This window comes from Bacillus thermozeamaize (assembly GCA_002159075.1).
GTDB lineage: Bacteria > Bacillota > Bacilli > ZCTH02-B2 > ZCTH02-B2 > Bacillus_BB > Bacillus_BB thermozeamaize.
The window spans coordinates 52,980-69,328 of sequence record LZRT01000067.1; the positions used below are offsets into that span (position 1 = coordinate 52,980).

Annotated in this window: 19 protein-coding genes; 5 read left to right on the forward strand and 14 right to left on the reverse strand. The window is 50.2% G+C overall.

The annotated features are described in order from the left end of the window. Positions 1-10 precede the first annotated feature (10 nt). The 3 genes from BAA01_10980 to BAA01_10990 form a co-directional block, all read right to left on the reverse strand. Positions 11-775 carry a 2-deoxy-D-gluconate 3-dehydrogenase gene (locus BAA01_10980; GenBank protein OUM87948.1) on the reverse strand — a complete coding sequence of 255 codons (765 nt, stop codon included), beginning with the start codon at positions 773-775 and terminating at the stop codon, positions 11-13. A 129-nt stretch (positions 776-904) separates the two neighbouring features. Continuing rightward, positions 905-2,629 carry a hypothetical protein gene (locus BAA01_10985; GenBank protein OUM87949.1) on the reverse strand — a complete coding sequence of 575 codons (1,725 nt, stop codon included), beginning with the start codon at positions 2,627-2,629 and terminating at the stop codon, positions 905-907. 256 nt (positions 2,630-2,885) lie between these two features. Next, positions 2,886-4,361 (reverse strand): 4-hydroxybutyryl-CoA dehydratase, encoded by a 1,476-nt coding sequence (locus BAA01_10990; protein OUM87950.1) that lies wholly within the window; start codon positions 4,359-4,361, stop codon positions 2,886-2,888. Between the two features lie 309 nt (positions 4,362-4,670). Between BAA01_10990 and BAA01_10995 the strand changes: the two genes are divergently transcribed. Genes BAA01_10995 through BAA01_11015 form a run of 5 tightly spaced genes read left to right on the forward strand, consistent with a single transcriptional unit; the run spans position 4,671 to position 9,183 of the window. Continuing rightward, on the forward strand, positions 4,671-5,921 hold the full coding sequence (locus BAA01_10995; protein OUM87951.1) for a hypothetical protein: 1,251 nt from the start codon (positions 4,671-4,673) through the stop codon (positions 5,919-5,921). Between the two features lie 24 nt (positions 5,922-5,945). Continuing rightward, positions 5,946-6,800, forward strand: coding sequence for a hypothetical protein (locus tag BAA01_11000; GenBank protein OUM87952.1), 855 nt, complete (start codon positions 5,946-5,948; stop codon positions 6,798-6,800). A gap of 2 nt (positions 6,801-6,802) precedes the next feature. Beyond that, positions 6,803-7,729 carry a hypothetical protein gene (locus BAA01_11005; protein ID OUM87953.1) on the forward strand — a complete coding sequence of 309 codons (927 nt, stop codon included), beginning with the start codon at positions 6,803-6,805 and terminating at the stop codon, positions 7,727-7,729. 34 nt (positions 7,730-7,763) lie between these two features. Then, the gene (locus tag BAA01_11010; GenBank protein ID OUM87954.1) at positions 7,764-8,489 is read left to right on the forward strand and encodes a hypothetical protein; all 726 of its coding nucleotides are present in this window, start codon (positions 7,764-7,766) and stop codon (positions 8,487-8,489) included. After that, positions 8,437-9,183, forward strand: coding sequence for an ABC transporter ATP-binding protein (locus BAA01_11015; GenBank protein ID OUM87955.1), 747 nt, complete (start codon positions 8,437-8,439; stop codon positions 9,181-9,183). The genes BAA01_11010 and BAA01_11015 overlap by 53 nt, the downstream gene beginning before the upstream one ends. Before the next feature lie 199 nt (positions 9,184-9,382). Here BAA01_11015 and BAA01_11020 read toward each other — a convergent pair whose 3' ends face one another. The 11 genes from BAA01_11020 to BAA01_11070 all read right to left on the reverse strand — a co-directional run bounded on the left by BAA01_11020 (position 9,383) and on the right by BAA01_11070 (position 16,348). After that, complete coding sequence (locus tag BAA01_11020) at positions 9,383-9,778, reverse strand: 30S ribosomal protein S9 (GenBank protein ID OUM87956.1); 396 nt, start codon at positions 9,776-9,778, stop codon at positions 9,383-9,385. A 63-nt stretch (positions 9,779-9,841) separates the two neighbouring features. Beyond that, positions 9,842-10,279 (reverse strand): 50S ribosomal protein L13, encoded by a 438-nt coding sequence (locus tag BAA01_11025; GenBank protein ID OUM87957.1) that lies wholly within the window; start codon positions 10,277-10,279, stop codon positions 9,842-9,844. A gap of 139 nt (positions 10,280-10,418) precedes the next feature. Continuing rightward, positions 10,419-11,180 carry a tRNA pseudouridine(38,39,40) synthase TruA gene (locus BAA01_11030; GenBank protein ID OUM87958.1) on the reverse strand — a complete coding sequence of 254 codons (762 nt, stop codon included), beginning with the start codon at positions 11,178-11,180 and terminating at the stop codon, positions 10,419-10,421. Positions 11,181-11,193: 13 nt separating this feature from the next. Then, on the reverse strand, positions 11,194-11,997 hold the full coding sequence (locus BAA01_11035; protein OUM87959.1) for a cobalt ABC transporter permease: 804 nt from the start codon (positions 11,995-11,997) through the stop codon (positions 11,194-11,196). Beyond that, positions 11,997-12,854 carry an energy-coupling factor transporter ATPase gene (locus BAA01_11040; GenBank protein OUM87960.1) on the reverse strand — a complete coding sequence of 286 codons (858 nt, stop codon included), beginning with the start codon at positions 12,852-12,854 and terminating at the stop codon, positions 11,997-11,999. The genes BAA01_11035 and BAA01_11040 overlap by 1 nt, the downstream gene beginning before the upstream one ends. Beyond that, on the reverse strand, positions 12,830-13,690 hold the full coding sequence (locus BAA01_11045; protein ID OUM87961.1) for an energy-coupling factor transporter ATPase: 861 nt from the start codon (positions 13,688-13,690) through the stop codon (positions 12,830-12,832). The genes BAA01_11040 and BAA01_11045 overlap by 25 nt, the downstream gene beginning before the upstream one ends. 150 nt (positions 13,691-13,840) lie before the next feature. Then, the gene (locus BAA01_11050; protein ID OUM87962.1) at positions 13,841-14,200 is read right to left on the reverse strand and encodes a 50S ribosomal protein L17; all 360 of its coding nucleotides are present in this window, start codon (positions 14,198-14,200) and stop codon (positions 13,841-13,843) included. 28 nt (positions 14,201-14,228) lie between these two features. Continuing rightward, the gene (locus BAA01_11055) at positions 14,229-15,173 is read right to left on the reverse strand and encodes a DNA-directed RNA polymerase subunit alpha (protein ID OUM87963.1); all 945 of its coding nucleotides are present in this window, start codon (positions 15,171-15,173) and stop codon (positions 14,229-14,231) included. Positions 15,174-15,340: 167 nt separating this feature from the next. Then, entirely contained in the window at positions 15,341-15,736 is a 396-nt protein-coding gene (locus BAA01_11060) for a 30S ribosomal protein S11 (GenBank protein OUM87964.1), read from the reverse strand. A 71-nt stretch (positions 15,737-15,807) separates the two neighbouring features. Next, positions 15,808-16,176, reverse strand: a complete 369-nt coding sequence (locus tag BAA01_11065; GenBank protein OUM87965.1) for a 30S ribosomal protein S13 — start codon at positions 16,174-16,176, stop codon at positions 15,808-15,810. 58 nt (positions 16,177-16,234) lie between these two features. Next, positions 16,235-16,348: a 50S ribosomal protein L36 gene (locus BAA01_11070; protein OUM87966.1), complete on the reverse strand. Its 114-nt coding sequence runs from the start codon at positions 16,346-16,348 to the stop codon at positions 16,235-16,237. Position 16,349 lies beyond the last annotated feature (1 nt).

Sequence of the window (16,349 nt, forward strand, 5' to 3'; positions counted from 1 at the left end):
TTTCCTCCTTTCACCTGACAAGCCATCCGCCATCGACATAGAGCACTTGGCCAGTAATGTAAGACGAAGCGTCCGAGGCGAGAAAAACGACTGGACCTGCCAGATCTTCCAGTTCGCCGATTCTTCCTAATAGAGTACTATTGACAATGTTTTGATAACGATCGGGTTCCGACAACCATTCTGCGGTCATCGGCGTTTTAATGTAGGCAGGCCCAATGGCGTTTACTGTAATCTGATAAGGCGCCAATTCACAGGCCCAGACTTTCGTCAACTGATTAATTCCGCCTTTAGAAGCGGCATAGCTTGTCTGGTGAGACAACCCAATCGATCCTAAAATGGATGAAATATTGATGATTCGTCCCCCTTTTTGCTTGATCATTTGTCGGGCGACAGCTTGGCCGACAAGAAAGATTCCTTTTAAATTGGTGTTCAAAACCCGATCCCAATCTTCCTCTTCTATTTCGATTAACGGCTTGCGAATATTCATCCCCGCATTGTTTACCAGAATATCGATGCGGCCGAACGCATCTACCACTTTTTGCACCATATCGTTCACTTGTTGCTTGTCAGTGACATCCGTTGCAAAGAATTCCACTTTGTTCGTTTTCTCTTGCAGTTTGCGAACCGCCGTTTCCCCATCTTGCCTGTTACGCCCAACAATGGCCACGTCCGCACCATAATGAGCCAAGGCCATCGCCATGCCAAATCCGATCCCTTTTGTGCCTCCGGTAATTAAGGCCACTTTCCCCGTAAGGTCAAAAGTCGGTATCTTCATCGTTATTGCCCCCTTACTGTTTTGCTTGACGGGATTGGATTGTACCAGAAATCGTGAGCTCATATTATCTTTCAGCAATTTTTATGCCAACGCTGGCCAAACGATCAGCTGTTACTCTTGGCATCAGGATCAATGGGGATATGGAATATGTAAGCGCTTAATTTTGCGAACGAGAGTGGACTGATCAACTCCCAAAACTTCCGCCGTTTTTCGCGTCGTTTTGTACTTTTTTAGCGCACGGGCAATGATTCCTCGTTCAACGTCTTGCAAAATCTCTTTCAAGGGGCGAGGGGACTCCGGCGTTATAAACGAGTCTGTCACCATTTCAGACGGGAAATCGTCCGGGGTAATCGTTTCCTCTTCCGTCGTCACAACCAGTCTTTCAATCAAATTTTCCAACTCACGGATGTTTCCCGGCCAATGGTAACTTTGGAAAACTTTGAGAAGCTCAGGAGACATTTTTTTCTTCATCCCATATTTTTGATTGATTTTATTCAGAAAAAAGTAGGTTAAAGGGATAATGTCCTCTGTTCTCTCACGCAAAGGCGGAATTTTGATCGGGACAATGTTCAAACGATAATATAAATCTTGGCGAAACGTTCCATCTTCCACCATTTTTTCAAGGTTTTTGTTGGTAGCCGAGATGATCCGCACATCCACGTGGATCGTTTTTGTCCCGCCTACGCGGGTGATTTCAAGATTTTGAACCGCTCTCAACAACTTCACCTGCAGGTCGAGCGGCAAATCTCCAACTTCATCCAAAAATAACGTTCCCCGGTCAGCCAATTCAAATAATCCGGGTTTGCCGCGTCGATTGGCTCCGGTAAAAGCCCCCGCTTCATAACCGAATAATTCGGATTCCAAAAGGTTGTGCGGAATCGCTCCGCAGTTTACTTTGATAAATGGGTGCTTTTTTCGCTTTCCCGACTCATGGATCAACTGTGCAATCACCTCTTTTCCCACACCGGACTCCCCAAGAATCAAAACGGAAGAATCGACTTGTCCAAGACGACGGGCCAAATAGATGATTTGTTTCATTTCTTTACTATAGGCCACGATTTCTCCTGCTTCGTTTTCTTTTTCTTTTTGGCGCAGACGTGTCAATTCGGAAAAATATTTTTCTGAAAGGGCTTTTGTTTTTTCCAGATCCTGTTTCAACTTGTTTAATTCCGAAATGTCACGGATGTTCGTAACAACATTGATCAATCGCCCCTCCTCATCAAATACCGGATTGCCTGTGACCAACACTTCTTTTCCCCTCACATTTTGTACAATGGTGACCGGCTTTTTAGTGGCAATCACCTTCAGTGATACTGATTCAGAGACGATACCTTCATCGACAACCTGTTTCATATTTTTCCCCAACAACTCTTCCGGTTTGACCCCAGTAATCCGTTCATAAGCCTTGTTGACTTTGATTCCGTTGCCTTGAGCATCAGTGATATAGATCCCGTCATAACTCGAATTGATAATCGACTCCAATTGATGATTTAACTTTTGGGCGTAATCAAGCGAAGCTTGCAGCTCTTCTTGTTCCGAGATGTCGTGAAAGACCGATAATCCACCAATGATTTCTCCGTTATGGTACACCGGCCGTCTATAAACAATGTACGTCGATCCCTTCAATTTTACTTTCTGGCCAAAATGATATTCTCCGTTACGAATACAATCCATCAACTTGCTCTCAGGAAAAACATCATTGATGAATCTGCCTGAAATTTCTTTCCTCTTCAGACCTGTAATCTCCATTACTTTCCGATTGTATAACAGGATCTTGCCCTCTTTATCCACAAACACCACAGCGGAGTTTATCGTTTCAAGAAGTTCAACCAAGAAATCTTTCAGGTAATGCATCAGATCCCCTCCCACCCATCGTCTCCCATATGATGAAAAAATACATCATTCTATATGATTAAAAAATACACCATTCTATTAGTTCGCTCAACTTTATATAAACGACCAAAATCTTTTTTTGATGAAAAAATGCATCATTTTTACGGGACTTGCATAAATTCATCAATTTGATCACAAAAAAACTCTGGCTCGCTTGCGAATCCAGAGTTTTTTGCCCATGCAGGAAATCCCAATGGGTTTCGCGATTCTATGTTTCTTACACATTCGACCCTATATGATTCTCACTCTTTTTTTCATTCGGCTCTGAAGAGATAATGGCCTCCGCCAGCCGACGCTTTTCTTGCCAATCTATCGATCGCTGAATCACGACACGCTGAGCTTGCGGTGAGCCTGCGCCATGCATGCACTCGATAATCGGGGTTGCGCCAGTCATGTTTTCGATCAGGCGGCCCAGCTTGATGCGCTCGATCGGATCAACATTCTCACCGGTCTTGTAGTACTTGTGAATAAATGGCGCGATGCGAGGATTTTCCAATTCCTGCTCCGAGGGAAGCGTAGCCACAAATCCGCCCGCGATGTCCTGAGCAATCCTCGTTACTTCAGGGTAATACCGGGCCGTATTAAACTTCGACGTATTCGCCAATACCGGGTCCACGTAAGCGACACCGCATGACAACATGGAACAATGGTACGAACAAGCAAGGGCGCCGCTGTACATCGTCTCCACGAGGTGAGCCATTTCCGCCAGTTTATCCCTCACATGACCGGCTTTGGACAAACCATGCATGTCAGCGATCTTTGCTGTCGCCCCGATCAAGACGTCGAGATTGCCTGACTTGCACGCGCCATAGTTCTGGCGATGGTACGAGGCGAAACGGTCGACAAGGATCCCCGTAAATTCCGTCTCGCCACACATGAACACGCGCTCCCATGGAACAAATACATCATCAAATATTATCAACGCTTCTCCGCCGACCACCCCGTATTTGGGGTTCCCCTGATCAATCTTTCCTTCCCACTTCCGGCTGTCATTCACTTGACGACCGAACACATAGATGACACCTTTTTCGTCAGCGGGGACGGCAAAAGATACCGCATAATCTTTATCCTCTTCCTTCATTGCTGTACCCGGCATCACCAAGATCTGATGGGAGTTGATCGCACCCGTTTGATGCATTTTTGCCCCGCGAACAATGATGCCGTCTTCCCTCTTCTCGACAACTCTCACATAGAGATCGGGATCATGCTGTTGAGAGGGACTCTTGGAACGATCTCCTTTCGGATCGGTCATCGCGCCGTCTGTCATGTAATCGTTGTCCTGCGTTTCAATCAGGAACTTTTTAAACCGTTCATGGTAATTTGTACCCAGCTTTTGATCCATCTCCCACGTGACCGTATAAAGGGTTATCAAACCGTCCATGCCCACGCAGCGTTGGAAACAGGTGCCGGTGATTTGACCCGCCACGCGTAACATCATCACTTTTTTCACAAGATCCTCTTGGTTTTGCGGAATATGGGTCCAGCGGTTGATCTTGCGACCGGTTAAATGGGACACTGCGGTAGCAAGATGTTCATAAGCAGGATCACAAGCAAGCTGGTAGGTGACGGCTGCCGAATTAATATGCGGACGCATCGCCGGATGATCGACGACATTTTCCACCCGTTGCCCCATAAAGTAGACTTCTTTTTTTTGTTCCCGCAAGCTGTTGATATATTGCTCAGGTGTCATCATGCGGATCAACTCCTTTCGCTTCTGACGAAGAATGTCACCTTTCCTGTCACATCAACCATTAAGCAAAATTGATGCCAAAAAAAAATAGCAAAACGTTTTCTGTAAAAAAGTTGGCATGATTTTTGCACGACCATTTAATAAACACATCACATCACACGGCAAGGAGGCGAAAACATGAAGCGTCATGACTCCGATTGAAAAAAAGCGTTTTCTTGTCTCTGACGTATCCGCTTACATTTTGAAAACAATTTAAGTTGAATCAGTTGTATATTCAGGAAAAAATAAAATTTCAATTATGGGGGAAGAAAAATGGGCAAGCTCCGTCGTCGTTTGTGTTTGGTGTTTCTGTTGTTGGGCGCAGTCAGCTTGCTTTCGGTTGCTTGCAGTCCGTCCCAACCGGCCACTTCACAATCTGAAAATGATGCAGGGAAGTCAAATCAGGACCCGATCAAAATTGGTGTGATCGGCGCTTTTCAAATGCAGGCAGGAAAAGAGATCGAGGATGCAGCCAAATTGGCTATCAAAACCATTAACGAGAACGGCGGTATCCTCGGACGTCCGGTCGAGGCGGTCTACGGAGATACAAAGGCCAATCCCGAAGAAGGCAAAAAAGTGGTCGAACGTATGCTTTATCAGGATAAAGTTGATTTCATTGTCGGTGAACATCGCAGTGAAGTGGCGCTTGCTGTTCAACCGATCATCATGGACGCCAAGAAGATATTTATGAATACTGGGTCCGCTTCTCCAAAGGTAACGGAAGGCGTGAAAAACGATTATGAGTATTACAAATATACGTTCCGTCCGATGTTGGACTCCAATCAGCTGGGAGAAGGATTTCTTCAACAGTTTCATGATTTGGTGACAGCAAACAACTTTACTAAGGTTGCCTTAATCGCCGAAAGTGCGGTGTGGGTTGATCCGATTGTCGAGAAATTCCAAGAAATGTGGGGAGACAAAGTTGTCTATGTAGAACGCCCCCCAACCGATACCAAGGATTTTTCGGTGATTTTGTCCAAATTGAAGGAAAGCGGAGCAGAAGCAGCCATGTTGCTCTTCTCAGCCGACCAAGGCATCACGTTCGTAAGACAGTGGGCTGAACGGCAAATTCCCGTCGTATTGTCAGGATATGTTGTCCAGGCTCAAAGTCCAGAATTCTGGTCGCAAACAGAAGGAAAAGCCAATGGTTTGATGACCTGGAAAATGGGGGTCAGATCCGAAGTAACGGATAAAACCATTCCTTTCTGGGATAACTTCGAGAAAACATACGGCCGCGCCCCTGGTCCGTATCCCGGCATTACCACCTATGATGCCCTTCTCATTTTAGCGGATGCCGTCAATCAGGCCGGAACAACCGATTCAGACAAAGTGGTTGAAGTGTTGGAAAAAGGAACCTTTACTGGCGCTTCTGGGATTATCCAATTTAGAGAGGATCACGGATACAATACCGGACAGGGTTTCGTGCCATTTACGTATATCCAATGGCAAGACGGCAAAATGGTTCCGGTTTGGCCCAAAAGTGTTGCAACCGGTTCAGTGATCAAACCGGCTTGGATGAAATAAATGCCGGAGGGGGTGAGGAATGACATGATCATCGACATCATCATATTCGGATTGATCTGGACCGCTATTTATTCCTTAATCGGACTGGGCTTTTCACTCATTTTTGGCGTGGCCAAAATCATGAACTTGGCACACGGGGCATTTTTCATGATCGCGTGTTACATCGTATTCATGTTGACTTCTCAAGCGCATCTAGGGCTCCTTTGGGCAGCCCTAGGTGCCGTCATTATCACAGTCATCATTTCGCTCATCATTTACTGGGGATTTATCAGACAGATGCGAAGCACGTTAACTCAGGTTCTGATTATCACATTGGCACTCGCCATGTTTTTAGAACAAATCGTTCTGTTAATGTTTGGCCCCGAGCCGCGATATGTACCTTCCATATTGACAGGCGGGGTACATATTCTTGGCGTCCGTGTGACTGAACAACAGTTGTTGACATTTGTGATCGCCATCATTCTCATTCTGGTAATCTGGTTGCTCCTGACAAAAACCAATATTGGGAGGATTATCAGAGCTGTCTCGCAAGATGCGGAAATGGCCTCCATGCTTGGCGTCGATACAGAACGGGTGTATCTCTTTGTCATGGGGTTATCCGCGGCACTGGCGTCGACAGCTGGCATTCTGGTTGCACCGTTCCTCACGGTGACACCGGCAATGGGTTGGTCTCCCATTCTTGTCGCTTTTACGATTGTCGTATTAGGGGGATTAGGAAATATTTGGGGTACACTGGCGGGAGCGGCGATCGTGGCCTTTGCCGAAATGTTCACTTCGTATGCCATTCACCCTCAGCTAAAAGATGCCGTTACCTTTACGATTTTGATTTTGGCCCTCATCTTTAAACCGAATGGACTTTTTTCGAGAGAGGTGAACTGACATTGCTCACCCGGTTTAAAAACGTTTATTTGTTTGTCATCGCATTCTCGCTGGTGTTGGCGCTTATTCCCGTCATTACAGATTCCTATTATCTTTTGTCGGTGCTTACGCTGGCCAATCTCTACGCAGTATTCGTCGTCAGTTGGGATATCGTATCCGGTTATATCGGGAAGTTAAATCTTGGCCAAGCTTTATTTATTGGCTTTGGTGCATATGCGGTGGGCATTCTGCATGATTCCATCGGGATTATCCCCTCCATGTTAGTCGGTGCACTGTTGTCTGTACTGGCTGCTCTGGTGATCGGAGTTGCCAGCCTGAAACTTACAGGCCCTTATTTTTCTTTAACAACGATGGCCCTTCCCTTGATTTTTTATCAATTGGCTTATACGTTCCGCGATCTCAGTGGCGGTGAATTTGGTCTGAACATCTCGGGCGGCGTCAGCCGGCTGACTTTGTTCTATATCACATTGGGTTTTATGCTCATATGCGTGTTGTTTACACTCAGCATCGTCCGTTCACGCACAGGCAAGATCTTCATTGCCATCAGAGAAGACGAGTTAGGATGTGCGGCGCTTGGGAACAATGTCCTCTATTACAAGTTGCTCGCTTTTTCATTAAGCGCCTTGATGTCCGGACTGGGCGGCGGATTGCTTGCCGTTTATCTGCGGCACGTCAGTCCTCAGGTCTTCGAATTGTGGCAATCATTGATCATTCTCATCATGGGAATTGCCGGCGGCATGGGAACGATTCTGGGTCCCATGTTGGGGGCTTATGGTTTATCCTTTTTAACCGAGTGGTTGCGCAGCACGGAACAATACCAGGACTTGATTTACGCCGGTTTGCTCGTGATATTTGTCATGTTACTGCCAAACGGGCTTGCCACGCTTCGTCGACATCTTTCGGCATTCCGCAACAAGTCCAGTGGTTAACCACCTTCAAAACGGTTCATGTGGGGAGGAGAACATGGGCTTCTTTCAAATTCAACACTTGAACAAAAGTTTCGGGAATGTAAAAGTAGCGGATGACATCAGCTTCTCTGTCGAAAAGGGAGAGTTTGTAGGGATTATCGGTCCCAACGGCGCGGGGAAAACAACGCTTTTCCACATGATTACGGGGATTGTGACTCCCACCTCGGGCGAAATCTTTTTTAAAGATGAAAAGATAACAGGGCTTCCTATCTACCGGATTGTGCAAAAAGGATTATCCCGGACATTTCAAATCCCCCGTCCTTTTAAGGAACTTACCATTTTGGACAACATTAAAGTGGCCAATCCTTCAAGGAATAAAGCCGAATCCCTCGCAGACCGGGCAGAACAGGTATTAAGGCAAGTGGGTTTATGGGAGCAACGGGATCAACTGGCCGGCAACTTGCCGCAGGGAGATTTGCGCAGGCTTGAGGTAGCCAGGGCCTTGGCGACATCCCCCGAACTATTGCTGCTAGATGAACCATTTGCCGGCCTGAATACCGCCGAAGTGCAAGGTTTGATGCAGTTGTGCATGAAATTGCATCAGGAGGGCCTCACGATCATCATCGTCGAACATAAATTAAAAGAATTGATGCAAATGGTTCAACGGGTCATCGCCATTGACTTTGGCAAACTGATTGCTGACGATACTCCCGAGCAGGTTGTAAAAAATGAGAGGGTACTCAAGGCTTACCTGGGAGACAGGAGGTGGGATCTTGCTTAAAATAACCGACTTGGTTGTCGGATACGGGAAGGCCACAGTCATTGAGGGGTTAAATCTAGAGATCAAGGAAGGTCAAATGTTGTCCATCATTGGTCCCAATGGGGCTGGAAAAACAACACTCCTTCGCTGCATCAGTGGATTACTCAAACCTAGCCAAGGCGAAATCATGTTTGAGGGGCAATCGATTCTGAATCTTCCTCCTCATAAAATCGCAAATTTAGGGATCACGCATTGTCCGGAAGGCAGACGCCCTTTTCCTGATTTAACAGTGAAGGATAACCTTTTGATGGGTGGATTAAGATTAGGAAAATCTGCTTTACAAGAACGATTAGCCTATGTCTACCAATTGTTTCCCATCTTGAAAGAACGGGAAGCACAACTTGTCGGAACGATGTCAGGCGGACAACAGCAGATGGTATCGATTGGCCGAGCCTTAATGACAAATCCCAAATTGCTGATGTTGGATGAACCATCCATTGGTTTGGCACCAAAAGTGGTTGATGAAATTTTTGAACAGATAGAGAACATTAAACGCAGCGGTGTCACCATTCTGTTGGTTGAGCAGAACGTGGACGTGGCTTTGAAAGTTTCTGATGAAATTGCGATCCTCGACCATGGAAAGATCTCTTTTTCTGGCTCCGCTGAAAATTTGTTGAAAAACACGCGATTAAGGGAAGTCTATTTAGGCATCTGACCATAATAGTTATGATACGATACATGAAAAGGGTGTCCCTTCACAAATGAGGGGCACTTTTTATTTTTGTCAATCAACTTTGTCAATGAACTGTATCAATGTTTCCCAAATGCCCCCAATATTGATTCATGATGTGATCATGGCAACCAAAAAAAAGCCCCCAATCGCAAACGATTGAGAGCCTGCATCGCATGAACCGTTACCGTTTCGAGAATTGCGGTGCCCGGCGGGCGCCCTTGAGCCCGTACTTTTTCCGCTCCTTCATCCGCGGGTCGCGGGTCAGGAAGCCAGCCTGCTTCAAGGTCGGACGCAATGAGGGATCCACTTCAAGCAACGCACGGGCAATCCCGTGACGGATGGCTCCGGCCTGGCCGGTAAAGCCGCCGCCCCGGACGTTGACCAACACATCATACTTTCCGAGCGTGTCCGTCAAGACGAGGGGTTGCTTGACGATCGCTTTGAGAGCTTCCAATCCGCCAAAATAATCATCCAAGGTGCGTTTATTGATGATAAATTTTCCATCACCTGGCACGAGACGGACACGAGCCACCGATTCTTTCCGTCTGCCGGTGCCATAATACTGAACCAGCGCCATGTTTTCCCTCCTTATGCACGATGACATGTTCAATCGCCGTTGATTTGCTCACTGACAGCCGGATTATCCCTTCAGCTCCCAGACAACCGGTTGTTGTGCCTGGTGCGGGTGTTCAGAACCGGCATACACTTTCAGCTTTTTGAATTGCTTCCGTCCCAGGCTGTTTTTGGGCAGCATGCCCTTGACAGCCAGCTCGATCATCCGTTCCGGCCTGGTTTTCAGCATGGTGCCTGCCGTCGTCACCTTCAATCCGCCAGGATAGCCGGAATGACGGTAGTATTTTTTCTTCGTCAGTTTCTTGCCTGTCAACACCACTTTATCGGCATTGATCACGACGACAAAATCGCCTGTATCCACGTGGGGAGTGTATTCCGGTTTATGTTTTCCTCTCAGGATGGCAGCCACTTCGGAAGCCAGCCGGCCAAGGGTTTTCCCGGCTGCATCAACCAGGTACCATTTGCGCTCCACCTCATTCGGCTTGGCCATGTACGTTGTGCGCATCTTGTTCCCTCCTTGCGTTCCAACTACTGCTGTACCTGCTGAACAAGTTTGTGACTCGGCGGCCCGTGACGGGGCCCACATCTATCTCAACAAACGTTTCGTCAGACATTCTTGCAACGGGGCTTGTGGGATAACATACCTAATTATTATAATACAATACCTTCCACAAGATCAATCCTTGCGGCGGCGCGGTCATGCCGGCTCGCGTGCGGTCCCTGGCGGCCAGAATGTCAGGAATGGCTTCCGGCGCGATCCTGCCGAGGCCTACCTCGACCAGCGTGCCGACGATGATGCGAACCATGTTATACAAAAAGCCGTTGCCGTGCACGGAAAAGACGAGCAGCGGAACGCCGCCCCGGCGCGTCTCCTCGATGTTCACCGCATAAAGCGTGCGTACCCGGTTTTCAAGCGGTGTTTTGGCGGAAGAAAACGAAGTAAAATCATGCGTACCCTCCAGATACCCGGCAGCTTCCCGCATCGCAGCCAGATCCAGCGGATGGCGCAGGTGCCAGGTAAAACGCCGCAAAAACAGATCCGGAACCTCTCCCCGGTCAATCCAGTACTGGTACACCTTGCTCCTGGCATCATAGCGGGCGTGAAAGCTTGCGTCCACTGCCTCAGCTTTGTGGATGATAATGTCTGGCGGCAACTGCTGGTTCAAAATGAATGGCCAACGTTCTGCCGGTATCGGTGAGGTGGTTTCAAAATGGCCGACCTGAGCCCGGGCGTGAACGCCGGCATCGGTCCTGCCTGAGGCATAGAAGCGGATCGGCTCTCCCGTGAGAGATGAAAGGACCCGTTCCAATTCAGCCTGCACCGTTCGCCTGCCGGCAGACTGCCTTTGAAACCCGTGAAAGTGTGTTCCCTCATACGCAAATTCCAGGCGGATTTTCCGTTTCATCCTCACACTCCCATTACCACGTTCTCAACAGAAACAGGATCAGGGAAACTGGCAGCGCGGCCAGCAGCATGAACCAATCGGCGCGGCGCATGGCCAACTGGCGAAACCGCGTCCGTCCCTCCTCGCCCCGATAACCGCGAGCCTCCATCGCCATGGCCAGATCTTCGGCCCGGTGGAAGGAGCTGACAAACAAGGGGACCAGCAGGGGAAGCAAGCTTCGCGCACGACTGGCCAGGTTGCGGCTTTCAAAATCTGCCCCCCGGGCCATCTGGGCCTTCATGATCTTGTCCGCCTCTTCCATCAATGTAGGAATAAAACGGAGGGCAATCGACATCATCAGGGACAGCTCCCCAACGGGCACACGGAAGCGTTTCAGCGGGGCAAACAGCTTCTCCAGTCCAAAGGTCAAATCCATTGGCCGGGTCGTATAGGTCAGCAGGGAGGAGATGGAAATCAGGAACAAAAGACGGGCAGATATGATCACCGCCTGCCTGGCCCCCTCGTCATATACGGCAAACCACCCCCAGCGAAACAGAACCGGCCCTTCCCGCGTCAGGAACAAGTGCATCGCAGCCAAAAGCAAGAGCAGCCAGAACACGGGCTTCATCCCCTTGAGCAGCACCGTCGGCGGAATGCGGGAGATGGCCAGTGCGCCGAGGACGATTGATCCCATCCAGAGAAGCGAAGCGGCATTGTTGGCAAAAAAAATCAGGATCACATAAATGAAGACAAAAATCAGCTTGGGTCGGGGATCCAACCGGTGCAACAGCGAATGGCCGGGATAGTACTGGCCAATGGAAAGCTCCGGGACACCCATCAGACCCCCTCCTTAACCAGGCGGGCGAGGATCTCCTTCTCCAGCTCGTCGACGGTCATGCACAGCGGCAGAGGAGTGGCCAGCCGTTCATTCAATTCTTTCACCAGCCGCGCCGGCTCGGGGAGCGCCAAGCCGGCCGCAAGGAGAAGCTCCTCCCGCGCAAATACTTCTTCCGGCGTGCCTGCAATGAGCAACTGCCCTTCCTTCATCACCACGATCTGTTCCGCATAGCGGGCCGCATCCTCCATGCTGTGCGTGACCATGATCACGGTCAGCCGCTCCTCCTGGTGCAGCCGCTTGATCAGGGCCAAAATTTCCTGCCTGCCGCGCGGATCCAGACCGGCCGTCGGTTCATCCAGAATCAGAATCTTGGGCCGCATCGCCAGAACACCAGCCAGGGCCACCCGGCGGCGTTCGCCGCCGCTCAAGGCAAATGGCGAACGGGTCAGCATCTCCCGTTTTAAACCCACCAGCTCAATGGCCTGCATGACACTTTGGCGGACAAGCTCCTCCGGCCAACCCAGCTGTTTGGGGCCGAAGGCGACATCTTTTTCCACCGTCTCCTCAAACAGTTGGTGCTCCGGATATTGAAAAACCATGCCCACAAACCTGCGCAATTGCTGCAGGTTGCTCTTCTGGCTTGTGATCACGATCTGTCCAATTTGCACGCGCCCCCGCGTGGGCCGCAACAGCCCGTTGAGGTGCTGGATCAGCGTAGATTTGCCGGAACCGGTGTGGCCCACGATCGCCACGTAGCTTCCCGAGGCGATCTTCAGGCTGACGTCCTTCAGCGCGATCCGTTCAAAGGCGGTTCCCGGTTTATAGATGTGTGTCAATTCTTGGATAATAATGTCCATAACGCTTCCACCAACTGTTCACGATGGAGGATCTTTTCGTCCAGGGGAATTCCGTGTCTTCGCAATCGTTCAGCCAGTTCAACGGCAAAAGGCACCTCCAGGCCGGCCGCAAGGAGGGCTTCCCGGTTTAAGAGGATCTCCTCCGGCGGCCCCTGCATCTGGATGCGTCCTTCCTGCATGACCACGACCCGGTCCGCGCAGAGGGCTTCCTCCATGAAGTGGGTGATCTGAATCACGCAGATGCCTTCCTGCCGGTTCAACTGGCGCACCGCCCGCATCACTTCCTGCCTGCCGCTGGGGTCCAGCATGGCCGTGGCCTCATCCAGGATGATGATCGTCGGCCGCATGGCCAAAATCCCGGCAATGGCCAGCCGTTGTTTCTGTCCGCCCGAAAGCTGATGCGGCTCCCGCTCAGCCAGATGCTGAATGTCCAGCTTTTTCAACGATTCATCCACTCGTTGCCGCATCTCTTCGTATGCTACGCCCAGGTTCTCCAGGCCAAAGGCCACATCCTCTTCCACTGTGGTGCCGACAATCTGGTTATCCGGGTTTTGAAAAACCATCCCCGCTTGCCGGCGTATCTCCCAGCGGCACGAATCGTCTCTCGTATCCATTCCGCACACCAGTACCTGGCCCTCAGAAGGGGTCAAGAGGGCGTTCAGCTGTTTGGCCAGGGTGGATTTACCGGAACCGTTGTGTCCGAGGATGACCAGATATTCGCCGGGAGCCACCTGAAGATTGATCTCCTTGAGAACCGCATTCACTTCCCGGATGTCGCCCGCCTGGTAGGAAAACGAGAGGCGGCGCGTTTGGACGACTGGATGTGGTGCCGGCATCTCACAAGCCCCCCATAGATGAGGAAAAAGGATGACGCTAGAAAGGCGAACGACTGTTCACTTCTGTCATCCTTTTCGCATGAAACCCTTTTGACAGATATGGATTTGCCATTCGATACTTCGCTTCGCATGTTCGTTCGATGAATGCCGTTATTCGACCAGTTCCAGATATACCATCGGCGCTCCGTCGCCGCGACGCGGGCCCAGTTTCAAGATCCGCGTGTAGCCGCCTTGACGATCCGCATACCGTGGAGCAATGTCGTTAAACAGTTTTTGAATGGCATCCTGATGCTCATTGGCCGCCTCTTTGCGGACAAAAGCGGCAACCTGGCGTCGGGCGTGCAGATCGCCTCGCTTGGCCAGGGTGATCATCTTCTCCGCGATGGAGCGGACGGTTTTGGCCTTCGCTTCCGTGGTTTTGATCCGCTCGTAGATGAAGAGATCCGTCACCAGGTCGCGGAACAAGGCTTTTCTCGCGCTGGAATGACGCCCCAGTTTGGTGTAAGCCAATGCAATCCCTCCTCTTCGTTTACGTTTATCATTCTACTTTCCGGAAGGACAATCCCAGTTCAGCCAGTTTTTCTTGCACTTCTTCCAGCGATTTTTTTCCGAGGTTGCGAACCTTCATCATGTCCTCTTCGGTCTTGGTCGTCAGCTCGTACACCGTGTTGATACCGGCCCGTTTCAAGCAGTTGTAGGATCGGACAGACAGATCCAGCTCCTCGATCGTCATCTCCAGGATCTTGTCCTTCTGATCCTCCTCTTTCTCCACCATGATTTCGGTATCATGACCTTCCTTTGTCAGGTCGACAAACAACCTCAGATGCTCGATCAAGATCTTGGAACCTAAGCTTACCGCCTCTTCGGGATGAATGCTGCCGTCAGTCCAGACCTCCAGGGTCAATTTGTCGTAGTTGGTCACCTGTCCGACGCGCGTGTTTTCCACGCTGTAGTTGACACGCTTGATGGGAGTGTAGATGGAGTCGATCGGAATCACGCCAATCGGCTGATCATCCCGCTTGTTTTTCTCGGCCAGGACAAATCCTCTGCCCCGGTTTGCTTCCATCCGCATATACAGCCGTCCATCCTCTTCCAGCGTCGCAATGTGCAGTTCGGGGTTGAGGATGTCCACATCGCTGTCTGCGCGGATGTCGGCGGCCGTCACTTCTCCAGGCCCTTCTGCCTCAATTTCCAGGATTTTTTCTTCATCAGAGTGAATTCTCAGGGCCAGTTGTTTGAGATTGAGGATGATCTCTGTGGTATCTTCAACCACTCCCGGGATCGTCGAGAATTCATGCAGCACGCCTTCAATATATACTGATTTTACGGCGGCTCCTGGCAAAGATGACAGCAGGATCCGCCGCAGGGAATTCCCCAAGGTGATTCCGTATCCCCGTTCCAACGGTTCTACGACAAATTTCCCGTACGTCCCTTTTTCATCCACTTCAACCAGCTCGATCTTGGGCTTTTCGATTTCAATCAAACTGGGAACCCTCCTTACAAAACGTCACAACCACCTGGCTCGCTAAACGCACATACTTGGCCAACATGTCTACCATTATGAACAACAATACGGTACATTATACCATTTTTCGGCAAAATTTGCACGAATTTTCTCATGAACCGTATCGGTTCACATGGTGTGAGTCCTTATACCCGACGACGTTTTGGCGGACGGCACCCATTGTGCGGGATGGGCGTGACATCCTGAATCGAGCTGACCTCAAGCCCGGCGGCCTGCAAGGAACGAATCGCGGCCTCCCGTCCCGAACCTGGCCCCTTGACGCGCACTTCGACGGTTCGCATGCCATGCTCCATGGCAGCCTTGGCGGCTGCTTCCGCAGCCATTTGCGCGGCAAACGGCGTACTTTTCCGCGATCCCTTAAAACCCATTGTCCCCGAGCTGGCCCAGGATATGGTGTTCCCGTGAGGATCGGTGATTGTGACGATCGTGTTGTTAAACGTGGAGCGGATATGCGCCACGCCGCTCTCGACATTTTTCCGATCCCGGCGTCTGGTCCGCGTGGTACCTTTACGCGCTGCCATCTCTTTCCCTCCTATGCAATCATCATCTTTATTGGCTTACATCATTTTCAACAGCTTAAGCGGTGTTGCGGTTACTTCTTCTTGTTTGCCACTGTGCGACGGGGACCTTTGCGCGTTCTGGCATTGGTCTTGGTCCGCTGGCCGCGCACAGGCAAGCCTTTGCGGTGACGGATGCCCCGATAGCAGCCGATCTCCATCAGGCGCTTGATGTTCAGGGCCACCTCACGGCGCAAATCCCCTTCCACCTTGTAATTGCGGTCAATCTCATCCCGCAGGCGGGAAATCTCATCTTCCGTCAGATCGCGGACGCGTGTGTCCGGATTGACGCCTGTGGCCGCCAGAATCTTCTTTGCAGTGGGCAAGCCAATGCCGTAAATGTACGTCAGGGCCACTTCAACCCGTTTGTCACGGGGTAGGTCCACACCGACGATACGTGCCATGTTACGACCTCCTTCTTGAGCAAATGCCTTCGTACATTGTCTCGGTCACTTCCACGACTTAACCTTGTTTCTGCTTGTGCTTCGGATTTTCGCAAATCACCATGACGGTTCCTTTGCGCCGGATGATCTTGCATTTTTCGCAGATCGGTTTGACCGAAGGCCTTACCTTCATC